The organism is Mesorhizobium sp. M6A.T.Cr.TU.014.01.1.1 (genome assembly GCF_004022765.1).
In the GTDB taxonomy this organism is placed as follows: domain Bacteria; phylum Pseudomonadota; class Alphaproteobacteria; order Rhizobiales; family Rhizobiaceae; genus Mesorhizobium; species Mesorhizobium mediterraneum.
Genome location: NZ_RZPG01000030.1, coordinates 67,046 through 91,956, shown reverse-complemented (window position 1 = coordinate 91,956; position 24,911 = coordinate 67,046). Strand labels below are relative to the sequence as shown.

Genomic DNA, 24,911 nt, shown 5'->3' with positions numbered 1-24,911 from the left:
CCCGCCATTTCACATGCTTGTCACGCCAGCCTTGTAACGAGCCCTCATGCTCAAGCTGAAGATGCGCGAAAGACCGTTTCCCGAGCTTTCCTATGCCAGTCCGCATCAGCCGGCATTGACGCGCTGGTTCATCCATTCCATCGAAGGCCTGTCCGGCCGTGATCGTTTCGCGGCGCTCTATGATTTTTGGCGCCGCCATGTGGTGCCGACCGACGAGCGCGTGTTCAGCCGCATGCTGGAACTGATCGACGTCCGGGTGCGGACCGCCGGCCAATGGCCGCCGGCAAACCTGCCCGGCACGCCGTTGGTGATCGTCGCCAATCATCCGTTCGGCATCGGCGATGGCATTGCGGTGCTCTCGCTGGCCGAGCAGCTTCAGCGCCCGTTCCGTGTCATGATCCACAAGGATCTGCTCAAGATCCGCGAGATGGAGCCCTATTCGCTGCCGATCGACTTTTCCGAGACCAAGGACGCGCTGAAGAACAACATGGCGGTCCGCCATGAGGCGGTGCGGTTACTGAAGGAGGGCGTCATCATCGTCGTCTTCCCTGCGGGCGGCGTCGCCACCGCGCCGAAAGGTTTTGGCCGGGCGCGCGATCTGCCATGGAAAATGTTTCCGGCCCGTCTCGTCCAAGATGCCAAGGCATCGGTTATCCCAATGCACTTTTCCGGTCAGAACGGCCGGCTGTTTCACCTGGTCAGCGGACCGATGAATATGGCTGAGCGTGACGGGCGCGTGGCGAAGTTCGTCGGCAGGGCTTCGCTGACGCTACGTACTTCGCTGCTCATCCACGAATTCGCGCGGCTGTCCGGCAAGTCAATCGACGTGCGCGTCGGCGACGTGCTGGGATGGGACGAACTGGAGCCGCTGCGCGACCGCAAGGCTTTGCTCGACCGCCTCCATCGTGGCGTTTTCGATCTGGCGCCCACCGAATCGCGCGGCCGCGGCCAGTTCCTGCCGCGACGCATGCGCAAAGCCGCCTGATCGGCAAATCATACGGCGGACCCTAAACTTGGACGGCAGTGTCCGGGCCGTTCAGTCCGCGCCTTCTTGGGGATCGATCGCCGAGGCTTCCGTGGCGAGAACCTCGATTTCCTGGTTCTGCCCGGCCACGACCGTAAAATCCTTCTGGTAGATGCGGTCGCGGTTCTTGGCGATGATGGTGTAGTCGCCCTCGGCAAGCACCATCGAAGCAAAGGCGCCGACGGTTTCCTTGATCGGATCGCCGGATTCGTTGAGCAACGACCAGGAGGTGTCGGCAATCGCCTCTCCACCCGGCTCGCGTACCAGCTTCATGGTCATCTCCGCCGCACGATGCTCGACGGCCGCTTCGGTCAGCTTGCCGGCCTCGACGCGGATGTCGGAGCGGATGACCGCATTCACCGAGCCATAGGTCGAGACGACGTGGTAGACGCCCGCGTTCAGCCGCACGACGCTGTTCGGCTCGACGTCGGGTATGATCAGGGCGCGATCGTGATTGGCTTCGGCCTGGCCCTCATAGATCGAAAAGCGCAGTTTCTTCGGCGGTATGCGCACCCCGCCCGACAGCACGGCATCGAGCTTGAGTCCGCCGGCATCGAGCACGAGGCTTTCGCGCTTGGCGTCCTTGCCGACGGTGATGCGCTTGGTGGCGCCGGCCCGGCCATAGGAGGCATGAACCAGATAGCTGCCGGGCTCGAGCTGAAACACCGCGCTGCCGCTATGGGCGGAGGCGACCATCGGCAGCTTGCCGTCGCCAGTGGGTTCAGGCTTGAAGACGCGCCAGACGATGCCGCGCGTGATGTCGGCGCCCTTGTCGGTCAATTGCGCCGACAGCGTGATCGCCCCACTGCTCCCCAGTGCCAGCGATGTCTCGCTTTTCGGAGGTGCGTAGCTCGAAATTCCGGGAAGCTTCAGATCGCCGAGGCCGTCCACATCCTGCGCGACGGCAAGCGAAACCGGCACCATCAACAGTGCGGCAGCGAGCCAGATCAGGAAAAGACGGAATGTCCCCTCAAACATGCCTTGCGTTGAAGCCCAAGGCGGTGGCAATTTCAAGGCTTAAGAGTCCGATCAGCTTCTGCTAGAGAACTCTTTGTCCGGCGCGCCGCGCCAATGCCCGAGCCGCCCGATGTCCCGATGGTGCGCTTCAGCTCAAATTCCAGGAGACTTGCGCCCATGGCATCGCCGATCATCGACTTTCTGCTGACCCGAAATTCCGCACCGATCCCGGAGTTGAAGGAACCGGCGCCCAGCGACGCTGACATCGCGACGATGATTGCCGCTGCCTCGCGGGTGCCGGACCACGGCCGGCTCGAACCTTGGCGCTTCATCCTCTACCGGGGCGAGGCACGCGTCGAGATCGGCAAGAAGCTGGCAGCACTTGCCGAACAGCGCGAAGGACCGCTGCCGGAAGGCCGCCGCAACCAGGAACTGGCGCGTTTTTCACGCGCGCCGCTGGTGATCGGCGTGGTGTCGAGCCCGAAGGACAACCCAAAAATCCCGCAATGGGAAATGTTCCTGTCCGGCGGCATGGCGGCGATGAACCTCATGATATCAGCTAATGCGCTGGGCTATGGCACCAACATGATCAGCAATTGGTATTCCGATGTGCCGGAGGGCAGGGCGATCCTAGGGCTGGCGCCGCACGAGCGCGTCGTCGGCTTCGTCCATGTCGGCTCCTATCAAGGGCCGGCGCCGGAGCGGCCGCGGCCTGATCCGGCAAAACTCTATGCCGATTATGCCGGGCCTTGGGTCGGCTGAATGTTTTACGAGCCGTCAAAAGGTCACGGGCTGCCGCATGACCCGTCCAAGGCGATCGTGGCGCCACGGCCGATCGGCTGGATCTCGACGGTGAACAAGGCCGGCAAGCTCAACCTCGCTCCTTATTCCTTCTTCAATGCTTTTTCGACGCGACCCTTCATCGTCTGGTTTTCGTCCGAAGGCGAGAAGGACAGCGCCACCTTCGCCGAAGAGACAGGCGAGTTCGTCGCCAATCTCGTCAGCCGTGATCTCGCGGAAAAAATGGTCCGCACGGCGGTCGATGCGCCGCGCGGCGTCAGCGAATTCGACTATGCCGATCTCGCCATGGCGCCGTCGCGTCTTGTTGCGCCGCCCCGCGTGGCGGCGGCGCCGGCGGCGCTTGAATGCCGGGTGACGGAGATCCTGCGGCCAAAGGCGCTGGATGGAACGGCGACGAGCGCCGTCATCGTTGCCGGCGAAGTCGTCGGCGTGCATATCGACGACGCATTCCTGAACGACGGCATTTTCGATATCGTCAAGGCGGGCAATGTCGGCCGCCTCGGCTACATGGACTATGCCAGCGTCAGCGAGATATTCCCGATGCGCCGGCCTCGCTGGGGAAAAGATTAGGCCTGGGGAAAGACTAAACGGAGATTCCCGCCGCCTTGGCGCGTGCCAGAAGCCGCTCGGCCAGCTTGAGATGCGGCCGGTCGTACATCTTGCCGTCGATGCCGACCACGCCGGGATTTCCAGCCGCTTCGAATGCGGCAATGATCGCCATGGAGTGTTTCACCGCCTCGGTCGACGGCGTGAAGGCGGCGTTGATGACCGGCACCTGTGTCGGATGGATCGCCATCTTGCCGGTAAAGCCGTCGCGCTCTGCCTTGGCGCATTCCGCCTCGAAGGCCGCCATGTCGCGAAAACTGGGAAAAATCGTGTCGATCGCCGCGACTTCCGCAGCACTTGCGGCGAGGATGGTCATGGTGCGGGCGAAACGGAACACATCGGTGTAGCGGCCGTTCTCGTCGCGCGCCGTGCGTGCACCGATCGCGGCCGATAGATCTTCCGCGCCCCAGGTGACGCCGACGAGCCGCTCACTGGCCTTTGCGTAGGTCGCAGCCGCCAGCACGCCGGCGGCTGTTTCGGTAATGATTGGCAGGATTTTTATTGCACCATCGGGCAGCCCGCCTTCGGCCTCGTGCACCCTGAGTTTTGCCGACAGATGCTGGACATCCTGTCCGCTATTCGACTTCGGCAGCATGATGCCGTCGGGTTTCGCTGGCACGAGTGCCGCCAGATCGTCATCGGTCAAGCCAGTCGAGAGGTCGTTGACCCGCACATAGATCGCCGATCTGGTTCGATGCCTGTGTTCGGTGATGAAGCGTGCTGCGGTGTCGCGTCCTAAGGCCTTGTTTTGTGACGCGACCGAATCCTCGAGATCGACGATGACCACGTCGGCGCCGGCGCCAAACGCCTTTTCCAGCTTCTTTTCGGAATCGCCGGGAACGAAGAGCAACGAACGCATCGGTCAGGCCGCTTTTTTCATCATCATCGCCTGCCTTGTGCATTTGGCGACGAGCACATCGTTCTGGTTGTAGGCGCGGTGCTCGAACTCGACGATGCCACGGTCCTGCTTCGACTTGGAGTCGCGCACCGACACCACCGTGGTCTCGACGCGGATGGTGTCGCCGTGGAACACCGGATGCGGAAACACCGTCTCCTTCATACCGAGATTGGCGATGGTGGTGCCGACGGTGATGTCGTTCACCGAAATCCCGATCATCAGGCCGAGCGTGAACAGCGAATTGACCAGCGGCTTGCCCCATTCGCTCTTAGCAGCGAAGTCGAAATCGATGTGCAGCGGCTGCGGATTCAGCGTCATTACCGAAAACAGCATATTGTCGCTTTCGGTAACGGTTTTACGCAGCGTGTGCCGGAAGACATGGCCGACGACGAACTCTTCCAGATAAAGCCCGGCCATGGTCGATCTCCTTCGTTCTTCAAGGGTTGATAGGCGCTGCATACCGCGCTCGCAAGCCAGTTAACAAACATGGTGAACCGTTCGTAAACCATTTCTGCCTACGGTCTTCCCTGGGGCGGGAACGGACTCGGGCCAGGGGCGTAGCGGACGGCATGGTTGTTTCGCATTTCCTGAAATGGATCTACACGGCAAGGGTCTCGGAGCGCGCTGCGGCAGCAAGTGCTCTGGCCCGCGCCTACATCAATGCCGATCTGCCTTTCGAGGACCGCTGCGCGGCGGAGGCCGCGCTGACCCTGCTGCTCGACGATGCCTCGTCCAAAGTGCGGCTGGCGATTGCGGAAGCGCTGTCGATGAGCCATCACGCGCCGCTGCAGATCATCAGCGCGCTGGTGTCCGATCAGCCGGAGGTCGCGAGCCTGGTGCTGGCGCGTTCGCCGCTTCTTACCGACGCCGACCTGATCGACCGCATCGCCGGAGGCCAGAACGCGACGCAGAAATTGATCGCGGATCGTCCGCGCGTCTCCATGGCGGTCGCCGCGGCGATTGCCGAAATCGGCGAGCCGGAAGCCTGCGCCACGCTTCTCGCCAACAGCGGCGCCGACATCGCTTCACTCAGCTTCCGCCGTATCGCGGAACGCCATGGCCATCTGCCTTTGGTGCGCGAGGCGCTGATATCGGATGCGCGGCTGCCCGCTGATTGCCGGCATATGCTTCTGGTTAAGCTCGGAGAAACCCTAAAAGGATCTCCGCTTGTCGTGGCTCTTATGGGCGCAGCCAGAGCCGAGCGCGTCATGCGCGATGCCTGCGTCAAGGCTTCCGTGACGCTGATCGAAGGCACCCGCCACGAAGAACATGCGGCGCTCATCGAGCATCTGCGCCTGCGCGGCGACCTGACCGCAAGCTTCATCATTCGCACCATCGCGCATGGCAAGGTCGATTTCTTCGGTTCGGCGCTGGTCGCGCTCAGCCAGCAATCCGAACAACGGGTGAGGGCGCTTCTGGCCGGCGGGCACGACGTGGCGCTGCAGGCGCTGTTCCGCAGTGCCGGCCTTGCCGCGATCACGCACGCGATCATTCTGCGTGCGCTGAAGATCTGGCGCGAGGTTGCCAATGGCAAGCGCCTGGCCGGCGTCCAGGAAGTCAGCTGGCTGATGCTGAAGGAACTCGGCGGGCAGTCCGCCGAAGGCGATCTCGCCGGACTGGTCAAATCGATCCATCTCGATGCGCTGCGCGAAAATGCGCGCGGCCATGCGCTGGCGATAGCGGCGGCTTAGACCCTATCCTTCGCGAAGAAATCCGGAAAATCCTCGATCGCCGCGGCGATGATGCGCAATGAGGCCGCTATCTGCAGCATGTCGGCCGCCTCGCTTCGCTCGGCGATGCCAGCCGCATATTGCCGCGCGACAGTGATGGTCGCCGTTTGCGGCTCGCCGGGTCGCCGGAAAAGCAGTTCGCGCGCCAGTCCTCGCAGGAAATTAGTGATCGAAAGCGCGGGTTCGGCGGGAATCGCTGAACTTTGCTGCGCATTGCGCAGCCGCAGGATCTCGATGCCAACCGTGACTGCGGCTATGCTGCCGCCGAGAACGGCGTCGCCTTTGCTGCCGGTGCGCTGCATGAGCGGCATCAACTGGTTGACCCGGTCGTAGGCGAGGCTTTCGAAGGCCTCGCGTCTCGGCACGCGCTCATGCAGGCAGAGGCGCGCCAGATCTTCCCGCATGGCTCGCACGATACGGCCGACGGTGACCCACGGATCGGCGGGCAGTACCGTGAGGAAGACGCCGATCGCCAGAAGAATGCCGACCAAGATCGATGCCGAACCGGCGAAAAACGGTCCGGGGTCGTAGGTCATGGCCTGATGTGGGCTGAGGAAGGCAAGGAAATTGATGGCGAAGGCGGTTGCCACGCCGACATAGCGCGGATTGGCCATCGCCAGCGCCGCGGGAACCAGGATCGGCACGACGAAGAGCGTGAACCAGCCGAAGCCGGGCAGAGCGGGGAGCGCGACCTGACCGACGAGAAATGCGAAGGGCAGGGCCAGCAACGTCCCCTTGAAGAAGCCCCAGGCCGATTGCACGGGATCGGGGCGCGCGGCAAACAGGCTGGAGACGACGGCGACAAGGATGACCGTGCCCGCCGCTTCGGACCATTTTGTCGTCAGCCAGAAAGCGGCGACCAGCAGTGTCGCAAGTGCCGCGCGCACGGCGTTTCGCCACGCCGCATGGTAGTCGCGGTGCACGACCAGCGCCGGCTGCCTGCGTTCACGCGTAAGGCGCGGGGCCGGCGCTCGTAAGGCGTCCAGGCCGCGCAGCACTTGCTTCAGGGCCTCCGCGAAATCGGCGGCGATGGTGAGGCGGGTGACTGCGCCTGCCCTGTCATCGCCTTTTGCGGCGGGCATGTCGGGCATCCGCCGTGCTTCGGCAACGATCGCGTCGAGCCGCGCTATCCAGGGTGCTGTGTCGTCCAGCGCACCCGGTTTTTCTGCCAATTCGCCGACGAAAACCTTCAGCTCGGTGCGCACGGGTATGAGGACTGCGTTTTTCGGTGCGGCATGGGCATACAGCGCGCGCGCCGCCGACAGCGCCGACAAAAGCTGGCCGATAGTGCGGCGGACCGGATAGGCGCGCGTCGCGAAGCTCGGCGCTTCCAGCCTCGCATAGGCGCGCATTTCACCCAGCGTCTGGGCGTCTGCGACCAGCTTTCGGTGCAGGTTGGCAAGGGTTGCCGCATCGCTGTCGGAGAACGCGCCGCCAGCATAGACGGCAAGGTCGAGGATGCAGCGCTTCAGCCTGCCGATGATGGCGTCAGACGCCAGTTTCGGCAGGATCAGCCGGCTGGTCAGTGCGGCGCAGACGATGCCAAGCACGATCTCCCCACAGCGCGCCACGGCGAGATCGACGACGAGATGTGGCTGGCCGAAAGCCGGCAGGCCGATGATCATCGCCGTGTAGCCGGCAAGCGCAGCGCCATAGGCTTCCGGGTTGCGCAGCAGCGACGAGACGAGGGTACAAAGGCCGATCCAGACGGCAAGCACCGTGACGAGCAGCCAGAGGTTGGCGCCAAAGACCGTGGTGGTGCCGATCGCCGCCAGCGCGCCGGCCAGTGTGCCGAGCAGCCGGTAAAAACCTTTCGCCAGCACCATGCCGGCGACCGGCTGGGCAACGATGAACACCGTCATCATCGCCCATTGCGGGTGGTCGAGCTTGAGCGCGTAGGCGGCGAGAAGTGCGATCAGCCCGGCCGAAACCGTGCGCAGAGCGAAAATCCAATCCGAGTGCGTCGGTCGCGTGACGCCGGCGAACCTCGCGGCAAGATCGCTGCGCAGCCGGTCCCAGGTCACACGCTCATCTCCGCATTCGACGCGAGCGAGTTAGCTCAGATATCCAGCACTTCCGTCTCGGCGAACTCCGCGCGTTCCTGGATGAAGCGGAAGCGGGCTTCCGGCTTGGTGCCCATCAGCGCGTCGACCGCATCCTTGGTTGCGGCCTCGGCGTCGATCACATCGACCCTGAGCAGCGTGCGCTTCCTCGGGTCCATGGTGGTTTCCTTGAGCTGGGCGGCCATCATTTCGCCCAGCCCCTTGAAGCGGCCGATCTCGACCTTGCCGCGCCCGGTGAATTCGGTGCGCAGAAGTTCGTCCTTGTGCGCATCGTCGCGGGCATAGGCGACCTTGCCGCCTTGCCGGATCGAGTAGAGCGGCGGCACCGCCAGATAGAGATGGCCGCCGTGGACCAAGCTCGGCATCTCCTGATAGAAGAAGGTGATCAGCAGCGAAGCGATGTGGGCGCCGTCGACGTCGGCGTCGGTCATGATGATGACCCGGTCGTAGCGCAGATCCGCGTCGCGGTACTTCGAGCGCGTGCCGCAGCCAAGCGCCTGGATCAGGTCCGAAATCTGCTGGTTGCCGGCCAGCTTGTCGTTGCCGGCGCTGGCGACGTTGAGGATCTTTCCACGCAGCGGCAGCACCGCCTGGCTGGCGCGGTCGCGCGCCTGTTTTGCCGAGCCGCCGGCCGAATCGCCCTCGACGATGAAGAGTTCGGCGCCGGCAGCGGCATTCTGCGTGCAGTCGGCGAGCTTGCCGGGCAGGCGCAGCTTGCGCACCGCGCTCTTGCGCGAAACTTCCTTTTCCTGCCGGCGGCGCACCCGTTCGTCGGCACGCGCGATCACCCATTCGAGCAGTTTTGAGGCTTCCTGCGGGTTGTCGGCTAGCCAGTGATCGAAGGGGTCTCGGATAGCGGTCTCGACGATCCTGATCGCCTCGATCGTCGCCAGCCTGTCCTTGGTCTGGCCGACGAATTCCGGCTCGCGGATGAACACCGACAGCATGCCCGCCGCCGAGATCATGACGTCTTCCGAGGTGACGATCGAAGCGCGCTTGTTGCCGACCAGATCCGCGTAGGCGCGCAAGCCTCGCGTCAAGACGTTACGGAAGCCGGCCTCGTGCGTGCCGCCTTCGCCGGTCGGAATGGTGTTGCAGTAGGAATTGAGGAATCCATCGCCGCCGAACCAGGTCACCGCCCATTCGAGCGAGCCGTGGCCGCCTTGCCTGTCGCTCTTACCGGCGAAGATTTCGCGGGTGACCTGGAATTCGTCGCCGAGCGACGCTTTTAGATAGTCCTTTAGGCCACCGGGAAAATGGAACTCGGCCTTGGCCGGCGTCGTGTCCTTCTCCTTGATCAGCGAGGGGTCGCAGGTCCAGCGGATCTCGACGCCGCCGAACAGATAGGCCTTCGAGCGCGTCATGCGGTAGAGCCGCGCCGGCTCGAAAGCAGCACCCTTGCCGAAGATCTGCTCGTCGGGATGGAAGCGGATCTTGGTGCCGCGGCGATTATGCACCTCTCCGAGCTGCTCGAGACCGGTCACCGGAACGCCGCGTGAAAAACGCTGGCGATAGAGCTGGCGGCCGCGTGCGACCTCGACCTCGAGATGGTCCGACAGCGCGTTGACGACGGAGACGCCGACGCCGTGCAGGCCGCCTGAGGTCTCGTAGACCTTCGAGTCGAACTTGCCGCCCGAATGCAGCGTCGTCATGATGACTTCGAGCGCCGGCTTCTTGAATTTCGGATGCGGATCGACCGGAATGCCGCGGCCATTGTCGGTCACGGCCAGATATCCGTCGGCTGAAAGCTCGACATCGATGAAAGTCGCGTGGCCGGCTACCGCCTCGTCCATCGAATTGTCGATGACCTCGGCGAACAGATGGTGCATCGCCTTGTCGTCGGTGCCGCCGATATACATGCCGGGCCGCCGCCGCACCGGCTCCAGCCCTTCGAGAACCTCGATGTCGGCGGCACTGTAGCTCTCGCTGCCGTCGCGGGATGCCGGGCGCTTCGCCGCCTGCACCAGCGGGTCGGCCGGGCGCGCGGTGGCGCGAACCGGTTGCGGCTGCTTGTCCATAGTGCCGAAAAGATCGTTATTGTCGTCCATGCTGGTCCTGGATTCCGATGCTGCGAATCACCACCCGATACTGCCACGCTTTTTGCGGGCAGGCGACGGAGGTTCCTGTTACGTTCGAGGATTGAGCCTCTTACCGCAAAACCATTCGACAACCAAGCGGCGGAAATGCGTCGAGCGCATCGACGCTTTGTAAACCTTTTCCGAAGGTTGCATCGGAAGGTTGGCTGAAAATGGTATCCGCGGACTGCCGCCGACCTAGAATGCAGCGGAACTCTCAAGAGGCTGTCGCTTACGCATGTTGGATTACAGTTCGCTCCTGCTCGCGGCGGCGCTGTCGGGCATGTGCCTCAGCATCACCATGTTTGCGATATGGTTCGCCGCGCCGCAGGCCCGCTTCGTCCTGACGGTGGCTTACGGCATTCTCGTGCTCGTCGCGCATGTGGTCTTGTTCTGGCATTATGCCAGGCATCCCAGCCCCTGGCTTTGCCAGATTGTGCTTGCGCTTCTCAGCCTGGGCTTTCTGATCATCTGCCTGTCGGCCATGCAGTATCTCGGCGTGCGCGACTACAGGCGCGCCATCCTGCCGACCTTGGCTGCGATGGCTGTTTGCGCAGGCGCGACGTATTTCGGCCTCGACGGTGTCGGTTTCATCGTCACCTACGCGACGGTAACGGCGCTGCTCTCGCTTATCGGGGTGATGTTCTGGATCAAGGGCGGTGGTGACGATCGCCGGATTCTGCTGGTCGTTTCGTTCCTGAGCGGCATCTGTGCGCTATCCTTCGTACTTTGCGGCGCGGTCCTGCTGGTCAAGGGCCAATGGATGCTCGGCGTTGCGCCCGACAATTGGGCCGAACGGTTGAACTCCGTCGTGGCGGTCGCCTGCATGACCGGGCTCGGGGCACTGACGCTCTCCCTGCACCATATACGGGCGCAGATCGAATTGAAGGCCGAGACCATGACCGACCCATTGACCGGGCTGATGAACCGGCGGGCGTTGAGGGCACTCTACGGTGAGCGGGTCTTCGGTCCGTTCATGTCCGTCGCCATGTTCGACCTCGACCATTTCAAGAGGACGAACGACGTATTCGGTCATCCGGTCGGCGATCAGGTTCTGCGCCGCTTCGCTGCTGTCATCAGGAAATACGCCAGGACCGGCGTCGACGCCTTCCGGCTGGGCGGCGAGGAATTCGTGCTGGTCATGTCGCGGATGACGGAAGAGAAGGCTTACGACATTGCGAGCAAGATCAGCGTCGCCTTCGGCACGGAAGTCGTGGCCACCCAGCTTGGTCCGTTGCGCAGCACAGTCAGTGGTGGCATCGGCTTCGGCGGGACCGGCGGCACCAGTCTCGACGATGTGTTGGCGGAAGCCGACGCCGCACTCTATGCGGCAAAGCGCGCCGGGCGAAATCGCGTCATCTCCCACAACAAGGCGAGCAAGGCCGACGCGCCGGCCTTGCGTTCTGCCTGATTGAGGCTTCTATCTTCTTGTTAGGCCATGATCTTGTCCGAAGACCGGATTCCACTTTTTGCTGCGCTGACCTTCGGTTCGGGATCATGGTCTACTCCGCCGCGCCCAGATATTCCGACAGCGGCGGGCAGGAGCAGACGAGGTTGCGGTCGCCGGCGACATTGTCGATGCGCGACACCGGCGGCCAGTATTTGGCTGATGTGTCGGCATCGCCGGCCGGATAGGCCGCCTCCAGGCGCGAATAGGGATGGGTCCACTGGCCGGCCAGCGCCTCGGCGGCGGTATGCGGCGCATTGACCAGCGGATTGTCGGCCAAGGGCCATTCGCCTTTCGCCACCTTGGCCGCCTCGCCCGATATCGCGATCATCGCATCGCAGAAGCGATCGAGCTCGCTCTTGGGCTCGGACTCGGTCGGCTCGACCATCAGCGTTCCGGCCACCGGAAACGACATGGTCGGCGCATGGAAACCATAGTCGATCAGCCGCTTGGCGATGTCGTCGACGCTGATGCCGGCCCTGTCCTTGAGCACGCGGGTGTCGAGGATGCATTCATGCGCGACGCGTCCATGCCTGCCTTTGTAGAGCACCGGGAAATGCGCTTCGAGCCGTGTCGCCACGTAGTTGGCGGAAATGATCGCCGTCTCGGTCGCCTGCTTCAGGCCGGAAGCACCCATCATGCGGATGTACATCCAGGTGATCGGCAGGATCGACGCGCTGCCGAACGGTGCGGCCGACACGGCATGGCCCGAGCCTTCGGTGACATGGCCGGGCAGATACGGTTTTAGATGCGCCTTGACGCCGATCGGGCCGACGCCGGGGCCGCCGCCGCCATGCGGGATGCAGAAGGTCTTGTGCAGGTTCATGTGGCAGACATCGGCGCCGATGTCCCCCGGCCGGGCGAGGCCGACCAGCGCGTTGAGATTGGCGCCGTCGAAATAGACCTGGCCGCCATGCTCATGGATAAGGGCGCAGAGGTCGCGCGCGCCTTCCTCGAAGACGCCATGCGTCGAGGGATAGGTGAACATCAGCGCCGCGAGGTTTTGCGCATGCTCGGCCGCCTTGGCCTTCAGATCGACGACGTCGATGTTGCCATCCTCGGTGCAGCGCACGACGACGACGCTCATGCCGGCCATCGCCGCACTCGCCGGATTGGTGCCATGCGCGGATGACGGGATCAGGCAGACCGTGCGGTGGCCTTCGCCGCGTGAGCGGTGATAGCCGCGAATGGCGAGCAGCCCGGCATATTCGCCCTGGCTGCCAGCATTGGGCTGCAGGGTCACCGCGTCGAAGCCGGTGATCTCGGCCAGCCAGCCTTCCAGATCGTCGATCATGGCGCGGTAGCCGGCCGAATGGCCTGCCGGAGCGAAGGGATGCAAATTGGCGATGCTTGGCCAACTTACCGGCATCATCTCGGCGGCGGCATTGAGCTTCATGGTGCAGGAGCCGAGCGGGATCATGGCGCGGTCGAGCGCCAGGTCCTTGTCGGCCAGCCGGCGCAGGAAGCGCATCATTTCGGTTTCCGAACGGTTGTCGTGGAAGACGGGCTGCGTGAGAAACTCCTTGCCGCGCGGTCGTCCGGGCATGGTGCTGCTGGCAGCGGCGCCCGCCTTGGCGCCAAACAGCGCCGCGATCGCGTCCAGATCGGCGTCGGTCGAGGTCTCATCGAAGCTGATGCCGATGTGGTCGGCGTCGATGACACGCAGCAGCCGGCCGGTCTTTTCAGCAGCGGCGGCGATCGCGCCGGCTCTGCCTTTCACTTCCACCGTCACCGTGTCGAAGCGGCTCGCGCCAACGACTGAAACGCCTGATGCCCTAAGGCCGGCTGCCAAGCGGTTGGCCAATGCATGGATTCGGCCGGCAATCGCCTGCAGGCCGGCAGGGCCATGCCAGATCGCATAGGCCGTCGCCATGTTGGCGAGCAGCGCCTGCGCCGTGCAGATGTTGGAGGTCGCCTTGTCGCGACGGATATGCTGTTCGCGCGTCTGCAAGGCGAGACGATAGCCGGCGCGGCCTTTGCTGTCGGTCGACTGGCCGACGAGGCGGCCGGGCATCAGCCGCGTCAGCCTGTCGGAGACGGCGCAATAAGCGGCGTGCGGCCCACCAAAGCCCATCGGCACGCCGAAGCGCTGCATTGGGCCGACAGCGATGTCGGCGCCAAGCCTAGCCGGCGCGTCGGTCAGCGTCAGTCCGAGCGGATCGGCAATGAAGACGACCAGCGCGCCGGTGGCGCGGGCCTTCTCGATTGCTGCCTTATGGTCGCCATAGACGCCAAACGTATCAGGCCAGGAGACCAGCAGAGCGGCGGTGTTGTCGTCGATCGTGTCGCCGTCGACCTCGATGCCGAGCGGCTCGGCACGGGTGCGCACGACGTCTAGCGTCTGTGGATGCGGCGTGCCGGCAAACGCCACCTTGGTCCGCTTGTCGCGGTGATGGCGCAACGCAATACCGACCGCCTCGGCCACCGCCGTCGCTTCGTCGAGCAGCGAGGCCGACGCTACCGGCAGGCCGGTCAGCTCAGTGACCAGCGTCTGGAAATTGAACAGCATTTCGAGCCGGCCCTGGCTGATCTCGGCTTGGTAGGGCGTGTAGGCCGTATACCAGGCCGGGTTCTCGAACAGATTGCGCTGGATGACCGGCGGCACGTGCACGCCGTGGTAGCCGGCGCCGATGAAGCTCTTCAGCACCGTGTTTTTTGCCATTGTCGCTGAAAGCTCGGCCAGCGCCTCCGCTTCGCTCGCCGGTGCGGGCAAGGCCAGCGGCCGGTCGAGCCGGATCGATTTCGGCACAGCCTGGCTGATCAGGGTCTCGACTGAGGGAACGCCGATCGTCGCCAGCATGGCTCTGACATCATTGAGGCCGGGGCCGATATGGCGGGCCGAGAAGGGGTAAGATGCTGCAGTCATCTTCTTGATCCTGCTATCAACCAATATGGGCTTTGTAGGCGGCCTCATCCAGGAGGCCTTCGAGCTGGCTTTCATCGGCCAGCTTCATCTTCCACAGCCAGCCGTCGCTGGTCGCTGCGGAATTTACCAGGGACGGATCAGACGAGAGCGAGGTGTTTGCCTCGGTGATCTCGCCGTCGACCGGTGCATAGACGTCCGATGCCGCCTTGACGGATTCGACCACGACGGCGGTATCGCCCTTGGCCAGCTTTTTCCCAAGCTCCGGCAATTCGACGAAGACGAGATCGCCGAGTTGCTCCTGTGCGTAGTCGGTGATGCCAACAGTGGCGACACCGCCTTCGACGCGGAGCCATTCGTGATCTTCGGTGAAATAGGTTTTTGCCATGAGAAGATTCATCCTTTGCGATAGCGATGCGGCGTGAAGGGCAGGGGATTGATATCGATCGGGATTTTCGTCCCGCGAACGTCGGCGAAGAGTGGGCTTGTCGATGAAGCCAACGGCGTTTCGACGTAACCCATGGCAACGGGAAAACCTGCCGAAGGGCCGAAGCCGCCCGAGGTGACGTGGCCGGCGGGATTGTCGTCGGCGTCGAAAAGGGCAGCACCCGCGCGCACCGGCTGGCGGCCTTGCGGCTTTAGGCCGACGCGTTTCTGCGCCGGGCCGCGCTCCAGGATCGCACGCAATGCGTCGGCACCGATGAAAGTGCCAGAGGCGCGAACTTCCTTCGGAATCGCCCACATCAGCCCGGCGCTGGCCGGGTCGATCTCCGGTGTGATGTCCAGCCCGTGCAGGCACAGGCCTGCTTCGAGCCGCAGGCTGTCACGGGCGGCCAACCCAACCCACATCACGCGCTCGTCCTCGAGCAGCCTGGCGACGAGATTTCGCGCGTCGGCTTCCGGCAGGCCGATCTCGAAACCGTCTTCGCCGGTGTAGCCCGACCGGCTCATGAACCAGTTTTCGCGGGGCTCAAAGCCATGCATGAACAGCAGCGATCCGGTCTCGATGCCGGCGCGGGACAGGGCGGCCCAGGCTTCGGGCCCCTGGATCGCCAGGAAGACGCGGTCCAGTGCGTCCACCTTGGCATCAAAAACCCCCTTTGTTTCAGAATCCAGGGCAAGTGCGCGCAGGTGCTTGTCGTCGGCTTCGGCATTGCCGGCATTGGCGACAACCATGAAGCGTTGTTGGCCGAGCCTGGTGACGATCAGATCGTCGATGATGCCGGCCGCTTCGTTGAGAAAGAACGTGTATTTGGACTGGGAAATCTCAAGCGCGCCGGCGTCGAACGGGCAGGCGCGATTGAGCAGTGCCTCTGCGCCCGGCCCACTGATCTCGAACAGCTTCATGTGCGAGATGTCGAACAGGCCGGCATGCTCGCGGGTCTGAAGGTGCTCCTTCATCACGCCGGCCGGATAGGTCAGCGGCATCGACCAGCCGGCGAACGCGCCAAAGCGCGCACCGGCGGCCACGTGAAGGTCTTCGAGGGGAAGGTGTTTGATGTCGCCCGTCATGTCGTCTCCAGAGTCGCACGCAATCGGCCGCGAATGGCGGCCAGTCCGTGCCCCTCTGTCTGAAGCCTGAGAGACTCGCGCCCCGTAACTCTGTCGGCAGCGCTTACACCTTCGGCGCGGGGGCAAGCCCCGACTTTCCAGAGTGTCTTTCCCGTCTACGGTTCTTTTGCCTGAGAGATTTCGGGCGATTTCCCCTTCGGCGGCAGCTCTCGCTGCTCTCTCCCGCAAACAGGTAGGACTCAATTTGAGCCCTCGACTCGTCATCCATAGCCTGTGGACGACACCTTGTCACCTGCCAGCGACACCTTACCGACAAGTCTTCGCTAACGACCTCGCCGGAAATCCATCCGGCGCTCGGGGCGCTGGGCGACAAGGTCGCTTAGACGGCTGCACCCCGGCCAGGACCCTTGAACTGTCGCAAAACTATTGCTTGGCAGGCTCCGGCTTGACGCTGGTGTCGAACCGCGACATCCATTTGAAACTGCCGAACCAGTAGCGGCGCACGCCGGTGATGGTGCCATCAGCGGTACGCGCGTCAATCCAGTTGTTGACGTATTGGATCAGGCGGATATCGTCCGGCCGCATCGCAAACGCCTCCGGCGTCCGCAACAGCGGGCCACCCACCATTGTCAACTTCGCATCATAGAGCCTGGCGGCCATCTGCGGCGTTGGCGATGTGGCGACCATCGCGTGTGCCTCGCCGCCGATGACCGCGGCGAAAACATCTGATGTATTGTCGAAGGAGAGGATGGTCGCCTTGGGGAATGCTTCCTTCGCGGCGGCTTCATCCGTGGAATTGGATAGCACGGCGATCTTGTATCCCGGCGCGGCCACCGCCTTTCCCGGCTTTTTGCCGAGGCTGGCGATCGTCGCCACCATGCGAATATCGGCAGCGCCGGTCTGGTCGGAGAATACCACTTCGCGCGCACGTTCCGGAGTGCTGGCGTAGCCCGCCGCAATCATGTCGAAATCGCCCTTGAGCAGCCGTGCCTTGAGATCGTTCCAAGGCACTTCGACCAGCTTCAGGTCGACGCCAAGGTCGGACGCAAGCGCGCTGGTCAGGTCGACATCGTAGCCTGCGAATTTGCCGTCGGCTTTCTTGAGGATCCATGGTGGATTGAGCGCCACACCGACCGTCAGCGTCTTCTGGTCGATGATGTGCTTGAGACTGTCGTCCGCCCAGGCGGATGGCGCCGCCAACGCCAGCCAGGCGGAAAGCGCAAGTGCAATCGTGGCGATCATTTTTGAGTGCATGATAGATCCCGCTGCAACCGCCTGGTTGTCAGATTTACACGAGGATGCCATTCTGTCGATAGCGGATCGGGTTGGAGAATTGCAATGTCGGCACGGATGGCGATCAGCGGCTCGATGGTGTTCCTGGCCTGCACCCTAGGCAATCCGGCGAAGCTCTCGCTGCTGCCCGACACCGCGCAGGCGGCAGGCGCCAGACGCGTGGTCTGCTCCAGTGTGAACCACCGCTATTCCTACTGCGGTGTCGACACGCGGCGCGGCGTGCAATTGACCTCTCAGCTTTCGAAGTCGCGCTGCGTCCAAGGCAGAAGCTGGGATTATGACCGCGGCGGCATTTGGGTCGATGATGGCTGCTCGGCGGAATTCCTGGTCGCCGGCTCCGGCCGCAACCCTTCTGCCGGCGACCTGGCCGCGGCTATAATCGTCGGCGGCGTGGTTGGCGCCATTCTCGACAACAACAACTCCCATCGCCACCATTCCGACAGTTATTACCCGAAGCCGCGCCATCGCCGTGACGACCAATGGATCGATCCGACGCCGCAATTCGACAATCAGGGCAATCCGAATTTCGACACCCACGGCAACTATCAGGGCCCGCACGGACTGGGCAAGCTTGTCACCCCCGATGACAATCCGGACTTGAATCCGGCCCTGCGCAGCGATGGCGATGACAGCGATGACAGTTACTGAGCATCGCGCCTACTTTCCTTTGAACATGATCTTTTTCCAAAAACCGGTTCTCACTTTTTGCTGCGCTGACCTTCGGTTCGGGATCATGCTCTGGGGTCAAATGCCGCCGTACCAGTCGTAGCCATTGTCCTCCCAGTAGCCGCCCCTGCCGCCGCCAATAGTGGCGAAACCGTCGACCAGTTCGATCTTGGTGAGATATTTCGGCATCTTGTAGCCGATCTGGCGCTCGACGCGGACACGTAACGGCGCGCCGTTCTCGACCGGCAGCGGCTTGCCGTTCAAGCCATAGGCAAGGATCGTCTGCGGGTGACGGGCATCGATCAGATCGATCGAGCCGTAATATTTGATGTCGCCGGACAGGCTGCGGTCGATCGTGTCGAGGCAATGGAACATGACGTAGCGCGCCTGCGGCTTGACCACCGCCTGATCAAGCACCAGCGACAGCGGCGTGCCGGTCCATTTGGCGATGCAACTCCAGCCTTCGACGCAGTCGTGGCGGGTGATCTGGGTGCGGCTTGGCATGTTCATCAATTGCTCGCGGGTCAGCGACAGCGGCTTTTCGACGAGGCCGGAAACCTCGAGCCGCCAGTCGGCGAAATTGTTGGCGAGCAGGCCCTTGTAGACATCGTCGTCCGGCGCGGTGACGCCGTTCGGCCGCTGCGGCTGGCGGATGTCGGCTTCGGTGAATTCCGGCGCCAGCGAATCGCCGGCAAGCAGGCGTTGCGCGCGCCAGGTCAGGCCATTGGCGCCTTCGAGGAAGCTGCGTAGGCCGTCGCCGACGCGAAGCTGGCTGTCGAAGGCGTCACAACCCGAGAGCATGATACCGGAGACGCCGAGGCTGGCCGAGGTCAGGAATTTTCTGCGGCTGATCACAAACTTCGCCATCTCACGCACTCCTCTGAGGCGTCTTGCTGCCATGCGCCGGCGGGTCGGTTCGGTACCAGCCGGTGATGATGGAACGCAGCTCGTTGATCGGGCCGGCGGCGAAGATCATCAGGATATGGATGATGAAGAAGGCGACGAGCAGCAGCATCACGATGAAATGGATCGTCCGCGCCGTCTGCCTGCCGCCAAGCAGATCGTTGAGGAACGGCAGCACCGCGTTCATGCTCGGCGACATGGCAAGGCCGGTGATGATCATCAGCGGCAGCAGCACGAACATGACGCCGCCATAGGCCATCTTCTGCAGCGTGTTGTATTCGCGTCTGTGACGGAACTTGAACCTGGCATGATCGGCGATGTCTCGCGGCAAACGCCTGAGATCGTCGATGCGCGGGGCAAGATCGCGGCGCAGATGGCCGTTGATGAGGCTGGCGACCAGCCACACGACCAGCGTCGTGGTTAGTATCCAGGCGAAGAAGAAATGGACGACGCGGGCGGTGCCGAGGTCGTAATAGGAGGGGATCGTCGCCCAAGACGGGAAAGCCCGGGACGTCTCCCGACCCGCCGGTCCCGACCAGCCGAGCACACCGGTCGTATCGAAGCGCTTGCCGAAGATTTCGGTGTAGCCGCGCGGGCCGTTTGCGGTGTTCTCGGCGCCGATGGCAAAGATGGTGTTGTCATAGGCGAATCCCGACTCCTTGCCGATATAGAGCTGGGGGCGGGCGTTGAAGATCTGCAGGCCGGAAAGCAGCATGAAGAACAGCGAGATGGCCCAGAGCCAATGCGTCAGCCGCGTCCAGCGCGACTGCCGGTAGATCAGCGTTGCATCCTTCGGCGCGGCAGTATCTGGCTCGATGGCGGATTGGCTCCTGGCAACCGATTCCATTTTTTCGCGTCTCCCGGCCGCTCAGTCGGCCTTTCCGATCGTTCTCCTCCCAATACGTTGCCAGCCAAAGCGATGTTTCATCCGATCACGGAATTATTACGAGCTACCCGATACTACTGGCTTCCAAGACTGACGGCGAGGTTGACCGCTGCTGCGACGATCACTGTATTGAAAAAGAACGACACGATCGAATGCAAAAGCACGATGCGACGCATATGCGTGGTCGAGACAGTGGTATCGGAGGTCTGTGAGGTCATGCCGACGGTGGTCGAGAAATAGAGGAAATCCCAGCCGTCCGGCCGCTCCTTACCGGTAAATACGAGGCCGCCGACGGGCTTTTTCTGCTTCGCTTTGCTGCCGGGGTCGGTCTCTTCATCGTTCAGCCAATAAACATGTGCGTAGTGCAGCGCCGTCATGGCGTGGATGGTGAACCAGCCGAGCGGGATCGACACCAGCGCGAAGGTGAGTTCGACAGGATGTGGGCTGCCCCCTCGATTGATCAACTGGAACAACGAGACGATGGCGACGGCGACGACAATCAGCGTCACGGCAAAGATGACCAGCACCGGCTGGTCGGTGGCGCGGGCATTCTTGCTCAGATAGCGGCCGGTGAGCAGCGGCATCTGGGCGATGACGATGACGGTGTAGGCGGCGAAGAACGCATTGGCGCCGATCGAATAGGCGATGGGTGCGCGCAAAACCAACGCGATCGCCAGTGCCACTACACCGATGCAGGCCGACACCGCGAACTGCATGTGGCGATGCAGTGGTTTCTTCAGCGGCGTCTCGGTCGTCATGGCCCGGCCCCTGATGGCGGTCTGTCTTACCGCCGCTCGTCTTTTAGGACTCGGACATTATAGCACTTTTGCCTGTGCGCATGATGCCGAAGATCGATTCCCGGTTTTGCTGCGCTGACGTCCGGTTCGAGGTCGAAGCGCTAACCCAGTGCGGCGGATTTCAGCGCACGCCGCAAGATGCGGTCGAGCTCGCCGAGAAACCGCGAGCGGTCCTGCGGCGCGAAACTGGCATTGTAGCCCTTGCTCTCGCCGGTCTCGCGCAGATGCTGCTTGAGGTCGCGCATCGCCACCGCCATGCCGATCGTTTCCGGCGTGAACGGGCGCCCGGTCGGCCCAAGCACATGGGCGCCGAGCGCCACCGTGCGGGCGGCAAGCGGGATGTCTGATGTCACCACGATGTCGTTGGGCTTGGCATTGTCGACGATCCAGTCGTCCGCCGCGTCGGCGCCCTTGGACACGACGACGTTGCGGACCATCGGATCACGCGACGGGCGCAGGCCGCCATTGGAGACGAAGGTGACGACGACGCCATGGCGCTCGGCGACTTTCTCGACCTCGGCCTTCACCGGACAGGCATCAGCATCGACGTAAACTTGTACTTGATTGATGCTAGTCGTCATGCCGACTCGGTATTGATGACCGCTTCGTTTTCCATGAGGTGCGCTTTTAGCAAGCGATGCACGTCGGTCAGGCTCCTCTGCAAAAACGGATCACGTACGAGAAAGTTGATTTCGTCTGTCGCACGATCGATCTCTCCCAAATCGATCTGAACGCGATTGTTTGCCCTATAGCTGCGCCATAAGTCCTCGCCAAAATTCCGTATTCGATGGATCGTCGACTTTTCACAGTCAATGAAGCGAATACGAACACGAATTTGAACCTACTTCACCTAGTAAACCACCACGCTCCTGATGCTCTTGCCCTCATGCATCAGGTCAAAACCCTTGTTGATGTCCTCGAGCTTCAGCGTGTGGGTGATCATCGGGTCGATCTCGATCTTGCCGTCCATGTACCAGTCGACGATCTTCGGCACGTCGGTGCGGCCGCGCGCGCCGCCAAAGGCGGTGCCCATCCAGGTGCGGCCGGTGACGAGCTGGAACGGCCGCGTCGAGATCTCCTGGCCGGCGCCGGCAACGCCAATGACGACCGACTTGCCCCAGCCGCGGTGCGATGCCTCAAGCGCCTGCCGCATCACCTTGGTGCTGCCCGTGCAGTCGAACGTATAGTCGGCACCGCCGATCTGGTCGGCACCGCGCTTGGTCATGTTGACGAGATACGGCACGATATCGCCATCGATCTCCTTCGGATTGACGAAATGCGTCATGCCGAATTTCTCGCCCCATTCCTTCTTGTCGTTGTTCAGGTCGACGCCGATGATCATGTCGGCGCCGGCAAGGCGCAGTCCCTGGATGACATTGAGGCCGATGCCGCCGAGGCCGAAGACGGCGGCCGTGGCGCCGATCTCGACCTTGGCCGTGTTGATCACCGCGCCGATGCCGGTTGTGACGCCGCAGCCGATGTAGCAGATCTTGTCGAAGGGCGCGTCGGGATTGACCTTGGCCACCGCGATCTCGGGCAGCACGGTGAAATTGGAGAAGGTCGAGCAGCCCATATAGTGGAAGATCTTGTCCTTGCCGATCGAGAAGCGCGACGAGCCGTCCGGCATCAGGCCTTGCCCTTGCGTGGCGCGGATCGCGGTGCACAGATTGGTCTTTCTGGATAGGCAGGACGGGCATTGCCGGCATTCCGGCGTGTAGAGCGGGATGACGTGGTCGCCCTTCTTGACCGAGGTGACGCCTTTGCCGACATCGACGACGATTCCTGCACCCTCATGGCCGAGGATCGCCGGAAAAATGCCTTCGGGATCGGCGCCCGACAGCGTGAACTCGTCGGTGTGGCAGATGCCGGTCGCCTTGATCTCGACCAGCACCTCGCCCGCGCGCGGGCCGTCGAGGTCGACCTCCAGGATCTCCAGCGGCTTTCCGGCGGCGACAGCGACAGCGGCACGGGTTTTCATCGGGAATCTCCTCTCAGGGCAAATCTGCAATCGGGGCCGAGCATTAGCGTATCTGCAGGTTCTGGACTATGGGACGAATTGACAGTTCATAGCCGGGTTTGGTCGTCACTAGGCGACTTGCGCCCGGGATATGCGCCAACTTGCCTTGATCAGCCGGGGCCTTGACCGGCTGGGCGAAGCCCATAAAAGAAAGGCAGCCGAGGGAACAAAACCCGCATGTTCACAAAAATCCTGGTCGCCAATCGTGGCGAGATCGCCTGCCGCGTCATTAAGACGGCGCGCAAGATGGGCATCGCAACCGTGGCGGTCTATTCGGACGCCGATCGCGACGCCGTGCATGTCGAGATGGCCGACGAAGCGGTGCATATCGGGCCTTCGCCGGCCTCGCAGAGCTATCTGGTGCCGGAGAAGATCATCGCCGCCTGCAAGGCGACGGGTGCTGAAGCCGTGCATCCCGGCTACGGATTTCTGTCCGAACGCGCATCGTTCTGTGAGGCGCTGGAGAAGGAGGGCATCGTCTTCATCGGCCCAAAACCCAGAGCGATCAGGGCGATGGGCGACAAGATCGAATCGAAGAAATTCGCCAACGCTGCAAACGTGTCGACCGTGCCCGGCTGGCTTGGCGTCATCGAGAATGCCGGCCATGCCGAGAAAATAGCCGGTGAGATCGGCTATCCCGTGATGATCAAGGCCTCGGCCGGCGGCGGCGGCAAGGGCATGCGCATCGCTTGGAGCAAGGCCGAGGTGCGCGACGGGTTCGACCGGGCGCGTTCGGAGGCCAAAAGCTCGTTCGGCGACGACCGCGTCTTCATCGAGAAGTTCGTGGTCGATCCGCGCCACATCGAGATCCAGGTGTTGGCCGACGCGCATGGCAACGCGCTTTATCTCGGCGAGCGCGAATGCTCGATCCAGCGCCGCAACCAGAAGGTCGTCGAAGAGGCGCCTTCAGCTTTCCTCGACGCCAAGACACGGAAAGCCATGGGCGAGCAGTCGGTGGCGCTGGCCAGGGCGGTCGACTATCAGAGCGCCGGCACGGTTGAGTTCATCGTCGACAGCGAAAAGAACTTCTATTTCCTTGAAATGAATACGCGATTGCAAGTCGAGCACCCGGTGACCGAGCTCGTCACCGGCATCGATCTGGTCGAGCAGATGATCCGCATAGCTGCCGGCGAAAAACTCGCTATCAAGCAAAGTGACGTCAAGCTGAACGGCTGGGCGGTTGAAAGCCGGCTCTACGCCGAGGACCCGTATCGCAATTTCCTGCCGTCGATCGGCCGGCTGACGAGATACCGGCCGCCGGAAGAGGGGCAGTTCGGCGAAATCGTCGTCCGCAACGATACCGGCGTCACCGAGGGGTCGGAAATCTCGATGTTCTATGACCCGATGGTCGCCAAGCTGTGCACCTGGGCGCCGACGCGGCTCGCCGCGATCGACGCCATGTCGGAAGCGCTGGACAGCTTCGTCGTCGACGGCATCGAGCACAACATACCGTTTCTGGCGGCGCTGATGCAGCATCCGCGCTGGCGGGAAGGGCTGATATCGACCGCTTTCATATCAGAGGAATATCCTGACGGGTTCGCGCCGATCGTGCCTGATAGCGAGGAGAAGGCCGTGCTCGCATCGATCGCCACCGCGGTCGAACTGCTGCGCCGCGACCGGCTCGACCGGCTGGGCGGGCGGCTGGCGCCGCATTCGGGTGCCCTGAAGCGCGACTGGGCGGTCAAGATCGGCGAGGATTACCTTTCGGCTTCTGTCCTCGAAGGCATGATTTCCATTCCAATGGAACTCGATCTGTCGATCGACGGCGGCAAGGCGCTTACGGTGATGTCAGACTGGCGGCCGGGCGATCTCATCTGGCGCGGCACGGTCGGCGACCGAAGAATCGCCGCGCAGATCAGGCCGGTGCTGAACGGGTTTCGCATCGCCTGGAAAGGCATGTCGGTCGCCGCACGCGCCATGCTGCCGCGCACCGCCGAGCTCGAAAGGCTGATGCCGGAAAAAGTGGCGCCGGACACCTCGAAGATGCTGCTCTGCCCGATGCCCGGCCTCGTCGTATCGATCGCGGTTGCCGAGGGGCAGGAGGTCAAGGCCGGCGAGACGCTGGCCGTCGTCGAGGCGATGAAGATGGAAAACGTGCTGCGCGCCGAGCGCGATCTTACCGTGTCGAAACTCAAGGCGAAGCCGGGCGACAGTCTCGCGGTCGATGCGGTGATTATGGAATTCGCGTGACGCTGAAAATAGAAAACCCGCCTCGGCGGGGGGTCGTTGGCGCAAATCAGCACCATGCATATATTCCTAGCATAGATGCCGTCACAAAGCAACGATCGCGAACTTGCAAGGCTCGACTGGCAATTGCTGGACTCGCATCGTCCGGTGCCGGACAATGCAATTTCATCGACTGAGTCCTTTCAA

Annotated in this window: 21 protein-coding genes and 1 riboswitch; of the genes, 7 read left to right on the top strand and 14 right to left on the bottom strand. The window is 62.9% G+C overall.

Features of this window, described 5'->3' with window-relative positions:
* Positions 1-46: 46 nt before the first annotated feature.
* Positions 47-985, top strand: a complete 939-nt coding sequence (locus EN885_RS27480) for a GNAT family N-acetyltransferase (RefSeq protein WP_126106365.1) — start codon at positions 47-49, stop codon at positions 983-985.
* A 51-nt stretch (positions 986-1,036) separates the two neighbouring features.
* On the opposite strand, the gene EN885_RS27475 is transcribed toward EN885_RS27480, so the two are convergent.
* On the bottom strand, positions 1,037-2,002 hold the full coding sequence (locus EN885_RS27475) for a hypothetical protein (protein WP_128242730.1): 966 nt from the start codon (positions 2,000-2,002) through the stop codon (positions 1,037-1,039).
* A 156-nt stretch (positions 2,003-2,158) separates the two neighbouring features.
* On the opposite strand from EN885_RS27475, the gene EN885_RS27470 reads away from it, so the two are divergent.
* Positions 2,159-2,743, top strand: a complete 585-nt coding sequence (locus tag EN885_RS27470; RefSeq protein ID WP_128242731.1) for a nitroreductase — start codon at positions 2,159-2,161, stop codon at positions 2,741-2,743.
* Positions 2,744-3,352 (top strand): flavin reductase family protein, encoded by a 609-nt coding sequence (locus EN885_RS27465; protein WP_127294824.1) that lies wholly within the window; start codon positions 2,744-2,746, stop codon positions 3,350-3,352.
* A gap of 13 nt (positions 3,353-3,365) precedes the next feature.
* Here the strand turns inward: EN885_RS27465 and EN885_RS27460 are convergent, their stop codons facing one another.
* Entirely contained in the window at positions 3,366-4,247 is an 882-nt protein-coding gene (locus EN885_RS27460; RefSeq protein WP_128242732.1) for a CoA ester lyase, read from the bottom strand.
* A gap of 3 nt (positions 4,248-4,250) precedes the next feature.
* Positions 4,251-4,703, bottom strand: coding sequence for a MaoC family dehydratase (locus EN885_RS27455; RefSeq protein WP_095485396.1), 453 nt, complete (start codon positions 4,701-4,703; stop codon positions 4,251-4,253).
* A gap of 152 nt (positions 4,704-4,855) precedes the next feature.
* Here EN885_RS27455 and EN885_RS27450 point away from each other — a divergent pair, with 152 nt between their 5' ends.
* Complete coding sequence (locus tag EN885_RS27450; RefSeq protein ID WP_128242733.1) at positions 4,856-5,977, top strand: DUF2336 domain-containing protein; 1,122 nt, start codon at positions 4,856-4,858, stop codon at positions 5,975-5,977.
* On the opposite strand, the gene EN885_RS27445 is transcribed toward EN885_RS27450, so the two are convergent.
* Both EN885_RS27445 and parE read right to left on the bottom strand, forming a co-directional pair.
* On the bottom strand, positions 5,974-8,040 hold the full coding sequence (locus EN885_RS27445) for an FUSC family protein (protein WP_128242734.1): 2,067 nt from the start codon (positions 8,038-8,040) through the stop codon (positions 5,974-5,976). The genes EN885_RS27450 and EN885_RS27445 overlap by 4 nt on opposite strands.
* Positions 8,041-8,075: 35 nt before the next feature.
* On the bottom strand, positions 8,076-10,127 hold the full coding sequence (gene parE / locus EN885_RS27440) for a DNA topoisomerase IV subunit B (protein ID WP_095485393.1): 2,052 nt from the start codon (positions 10,125-10,127) through the stop codon (positions 8,076-8,078).
* Between the two features lie 265 nt (positions 10,128-10,392).
* On the opposite strand from parE, the gene EN885_RS27435 reads away from it, so the two are divergent.
* Positions 10,393-11,565 (top strand): GGDEF domain-containing protein, encoded by a 1,173-nt coding sequence (locus EN885_RS27435; protein WP_128242735.1) that lies wholly within the window; start codon positions 10,393-10,395, stop codon positions 11,563-11,565.
* 91 nt (positions 11,566-11,656) lie between these two features.
* Here EN885_RS27435 and gcvP read toward each other — a convergent pair whose 3' ends face one another.
* The 4 genes from gcvP to EN885_RS27415 form a co-directional block, all read right to left on the bottom strand.
* Positions 11,657-14,467 (bottom strand): aminomethyl-transferring glycine dehydrogenase, encoded by a 2,811-nt coding sequence (gene gcvP / locus EN885_RS27430; RefSeq protein ID WP_128242736.1) that lies wholly within the window; start codon positions 14,465-14,467, stop codon positions 11,657-11,659.
* A gap of 16 nt (positions 14,468-14,483) precedes the next feature.
* Positions 14,484-14,852, bottom strand: coding sequence for a glycine cleavage system protein GcvH (gene gcvH, locus EN885_RS27425; protein WP_095485586.1), 369 nt, complete (start codon positions 14,850-14,852; stop codon positions 14,484-14,486).
* 8 nt (positions 14,853-14,860) lie between these two features.
* A complete protein-coding gene (gene gcvT, locus EN885_RS27420) occupies positions 14,861-15,976 on the bottom strand; it encodes a glycine cleavage system aminomethyltransferase GcvT (protein WP_128242737.1) in 1,116 nt (371 codons plus the stop codon).
* 148 nt (positions 15,977-16,124) lie between these two features.
* A riboswitch (glycine riboswitch) is annotated at positions 16,125-16,211 on the bottom strand.
* 188 nt (positions 16,212-16,399) lie between these two features.
* Positions 16,400-17,230 carry a transporter substrate-binding domain-containing protein gene (locus EN885_RS27415; RefSeq protein WP_164897928.1) on the bottom strand — a complete coding sequence of 277 codons (831 nt, stop codon included), beginning with the start codon at positions 17,228-17,230 and terminating at the stop codon, positions 16,400-16,402.
* 84 nt (positions 17,231-17,314) lie between these two features.
* Between EN885_RS27415 and EN885_RS33895 the strand changes: the two genes are divergently transcribed.
* The gene (locus EN885_RS33895; RefSeq protein ID WP_206616855.1) at positions 17,315-17,917 is read left to right on the top strand and encodes a DUF3011 domain-containing protein; all 603 of its coding nucleotides are present in this window, start codon (positions 17,315-17,317) and stop codon (positions 17,915-17,917) included.
* 96 nt (positions 17,918-18,013) lie between these two features.
* Here EN885_RS33895 and EN885_RS27405 read toward each other — a convergent pair whose 3' ends face one another.
* From EN885_RS27405 to EN885_RS27385, 5 genes are all read right to left on the bottom strand, one after another.
* Positions 18,014-18,802, bottom strand: a complete 789-nt coding sequence (locus EN885_RS27405) for a molybdopterin-binding protein (RefSeq protein WP_127294812.1) — start codon at positions 18,800-18,802, stop codon at positions 18,014-18,016.
* 1 nt (position 18,803) lies between these two features.
* Positions 18,804-19,685 carry a cytochrome b/b6 domain-containing protein gene (locus EN885_RS27400; RefSeq protein ID WP_095485387.1) on the bottom strand — a complete coding sequence of 294 codons (882 nt, stop codon included), beginning with the start codon at positions 19,683-19,685 and terminating at the stop codon, positions 18,804-18,806.
* A 113-nt stretch (positions 19,686-19,798) separates the two neighbouring features.
* A complete protein-coding gene (locus EN885_RS27395) occupies positions 19,799-20,482 on the bottom strand; it encodes a DUF1345 domain-containing protein (RefSeq protein WP_127294810.1) in 684 nt (227 codons plus the stop codon).
* 140 nt (positions 20,483-20,622) lie between these two features.
* Complete coding sequence (locus EN885_RS27390) at positions 20,623-21,102, bottom strand: YaiI/YqxD family protein (protein ID WP_164897927.1); 480 nt, start codon at positions 21,100-21,102, stop codon at positions 20,623-20,625.
* A gap of 269 nt (positions 21,103-21,371) precedes the next feature.
* Positions 21,372-22,499: an S-(hydroxymethyl)glutathione dehydrogenase/class III alcohol dehydrogenase gene (locus tag EN885_RS27385; protein ID WP_091597176.1), complete on the bottom strand. Its 1,128-nt coding sequence runs from the start codon at positions 22,497-22,499 to the stop codon at positions 21,372-21,374.
* A gap of 216 nt (positions 22,500-22,715) precedes the next feature.
* Here EN885_RS27385 and EN885_RS27380 point away from each other — a divergent pair, with 216 nt between their 5' ends.
* Positions 22,716-24,728, top strand: coding sequence for an acetyl/propionyl/methylcrotonyl-CoA carboxylase subunit alpha (locus tag EN885_RS27380; RefSeq protein ID WP_128242738.1), 2,013 nt, complete (start codon positions 22,716-22,718; stop codon positions 24,726-24,728).
* Positions 24,729-24,911 lie beyond the last annotated feature (183 nt).

Bases quoted from the DNA above. Each gene is read 5' to 3' on its own strand.
- EN885_RS27480 (WP_126106365.1), top strand. From the start codon at position 47: ATGCTCAAGCTGAAGATGCGCGAAAGACCGTTTCCCGAGCTTTCCTAT.
- EN885_RS27475 (WP_128242730.1), bottom strand. From the start codon at position 2,002: ATGTTTGAGGGGACATTCCGTCTTTTCCTGATCTGGCTCGCTGCCGCA.
- EN885_RS27470 (WP_128242731.1), top strand. From the start codon at position 2,159: ATGGCATCGCCGATCATCGACTTTCTGCTGACCCGAAATTCCGCACCG.
- EN885_RS27465 (WP_127294824.1), top strand. From the start codon at position 2,744: ATGTTTTACGAGCCGTCAAAAGGTCACGGGCTGCCGCATGACCCGTCC.
- EN885_RS27460 (WP_128242732.1), bottom strand. From the start codon at position 4,247: ATGCGTTCGTTGCTCTTCGTTCCCGGCGATTCCGAAAAGAAGCTGGAA.
- EN885_RS27455 (WP_095485396.1), bottom strand. From the start codon at position 4,703: ATGGCCGGGCTTTATCTGGAAGAGTTCGTCGTCGGCCATGTCTTCCGG.
- EN885_RS27450 (WP_128242733.1), top strand. From the start codon at position 4,856: ATGGTTGTTTCGCATTTCCTGAAATGGATCTACACGGCAAGGGTCTCG.
- parE (WP_095485393.1), bottom strand. From the start codon at position 10,127: ATGGACGACAATAACGATCTTTTCGGCACTATGGACAAGCAGCCGCAA.
- EN885_RS27435 (WP_128242735.1), top strand. From the start codon at position 10,393: ATGTTGGATTACAGTTCGCTCCTGCTCGCGGCGGCGCTGTCGGGCATG.
- gcvP (WP_128242736.1), bottom strand. From the start codon at position 14,467: ATGACTGCAGCATCTTACCCCTTCTCGGCCCGCCATATCGGCCCCGGC.
- gcvH (WP_095485586.1), bottom strand. From the start codon at position 14,852: ATGGCAAAAACCTATTTCACCGAAGATCACGAATGGCTCCGCGTCGAA.
- gcvT (WP_128242737.1), bottom strand. From the start codon at position 15,976: ATGACGGGCGACATCAAACACCTTCCCCTCGAAGACCTTCACGTGGCC.
- EN885_RS27415 (WP_164897928.1), bottom strand. From the start codon at position 17,230: ATGCACTCAAAAATGATCGCCACGATTGCACTTGCGCTTTCCGCCTGG.
- EN885_RS33895 (WP_206616855.1), top strand. From the start codon at position 17,315: ATGTCGGCACGGATGGCGATCAGCGGCTCGATGGTGTTCCTGGCCTGC.
- EN885_RS27405 (WP_127294812.1), bottom strand. From the start codon at position 18,802: ATGGCGAAGTTTGTGATCAGCCGCAGAAAATTCCTGACCTCGGCCAGC.
- EN885_RS27400 (WP_095485387.1), bottom strand. From the start codon at position 19,685: ATGGAATCGGTTGCCAGGAGCCAATCCGCCATCGAGCCAGATACTGCC.
- EN885_RS27395 (WP_127294810.1), bottom strand. From the start codon at position 20,482: ATGACGACCGAGACGCCGCTGAAGAAACCACTGCATCGCCACATGCAG.
- EN885_RS27390 (WP_164897927.1), bottom strand. From the start codon at position 21,102: ATGACGACTAGCATCAATCAAGTACAAGTTTACGTCGATGCTGATGCC.
- EN885_RS27385 (WP_091597176.1), bottom strand. From the start codon at position 22,499: ATGAAAACCCGTGCCGCTGTCGCTGTCGCCGCCGGAAAGCCGCTGGAG.
- EN885_RS27380 (WP_128242738.1), top strand. From the start codon at position 22,716: ATGTTCACAAAAATCCTGGTCGCCAATCGTGGCGAGATCGCCTGCCGC.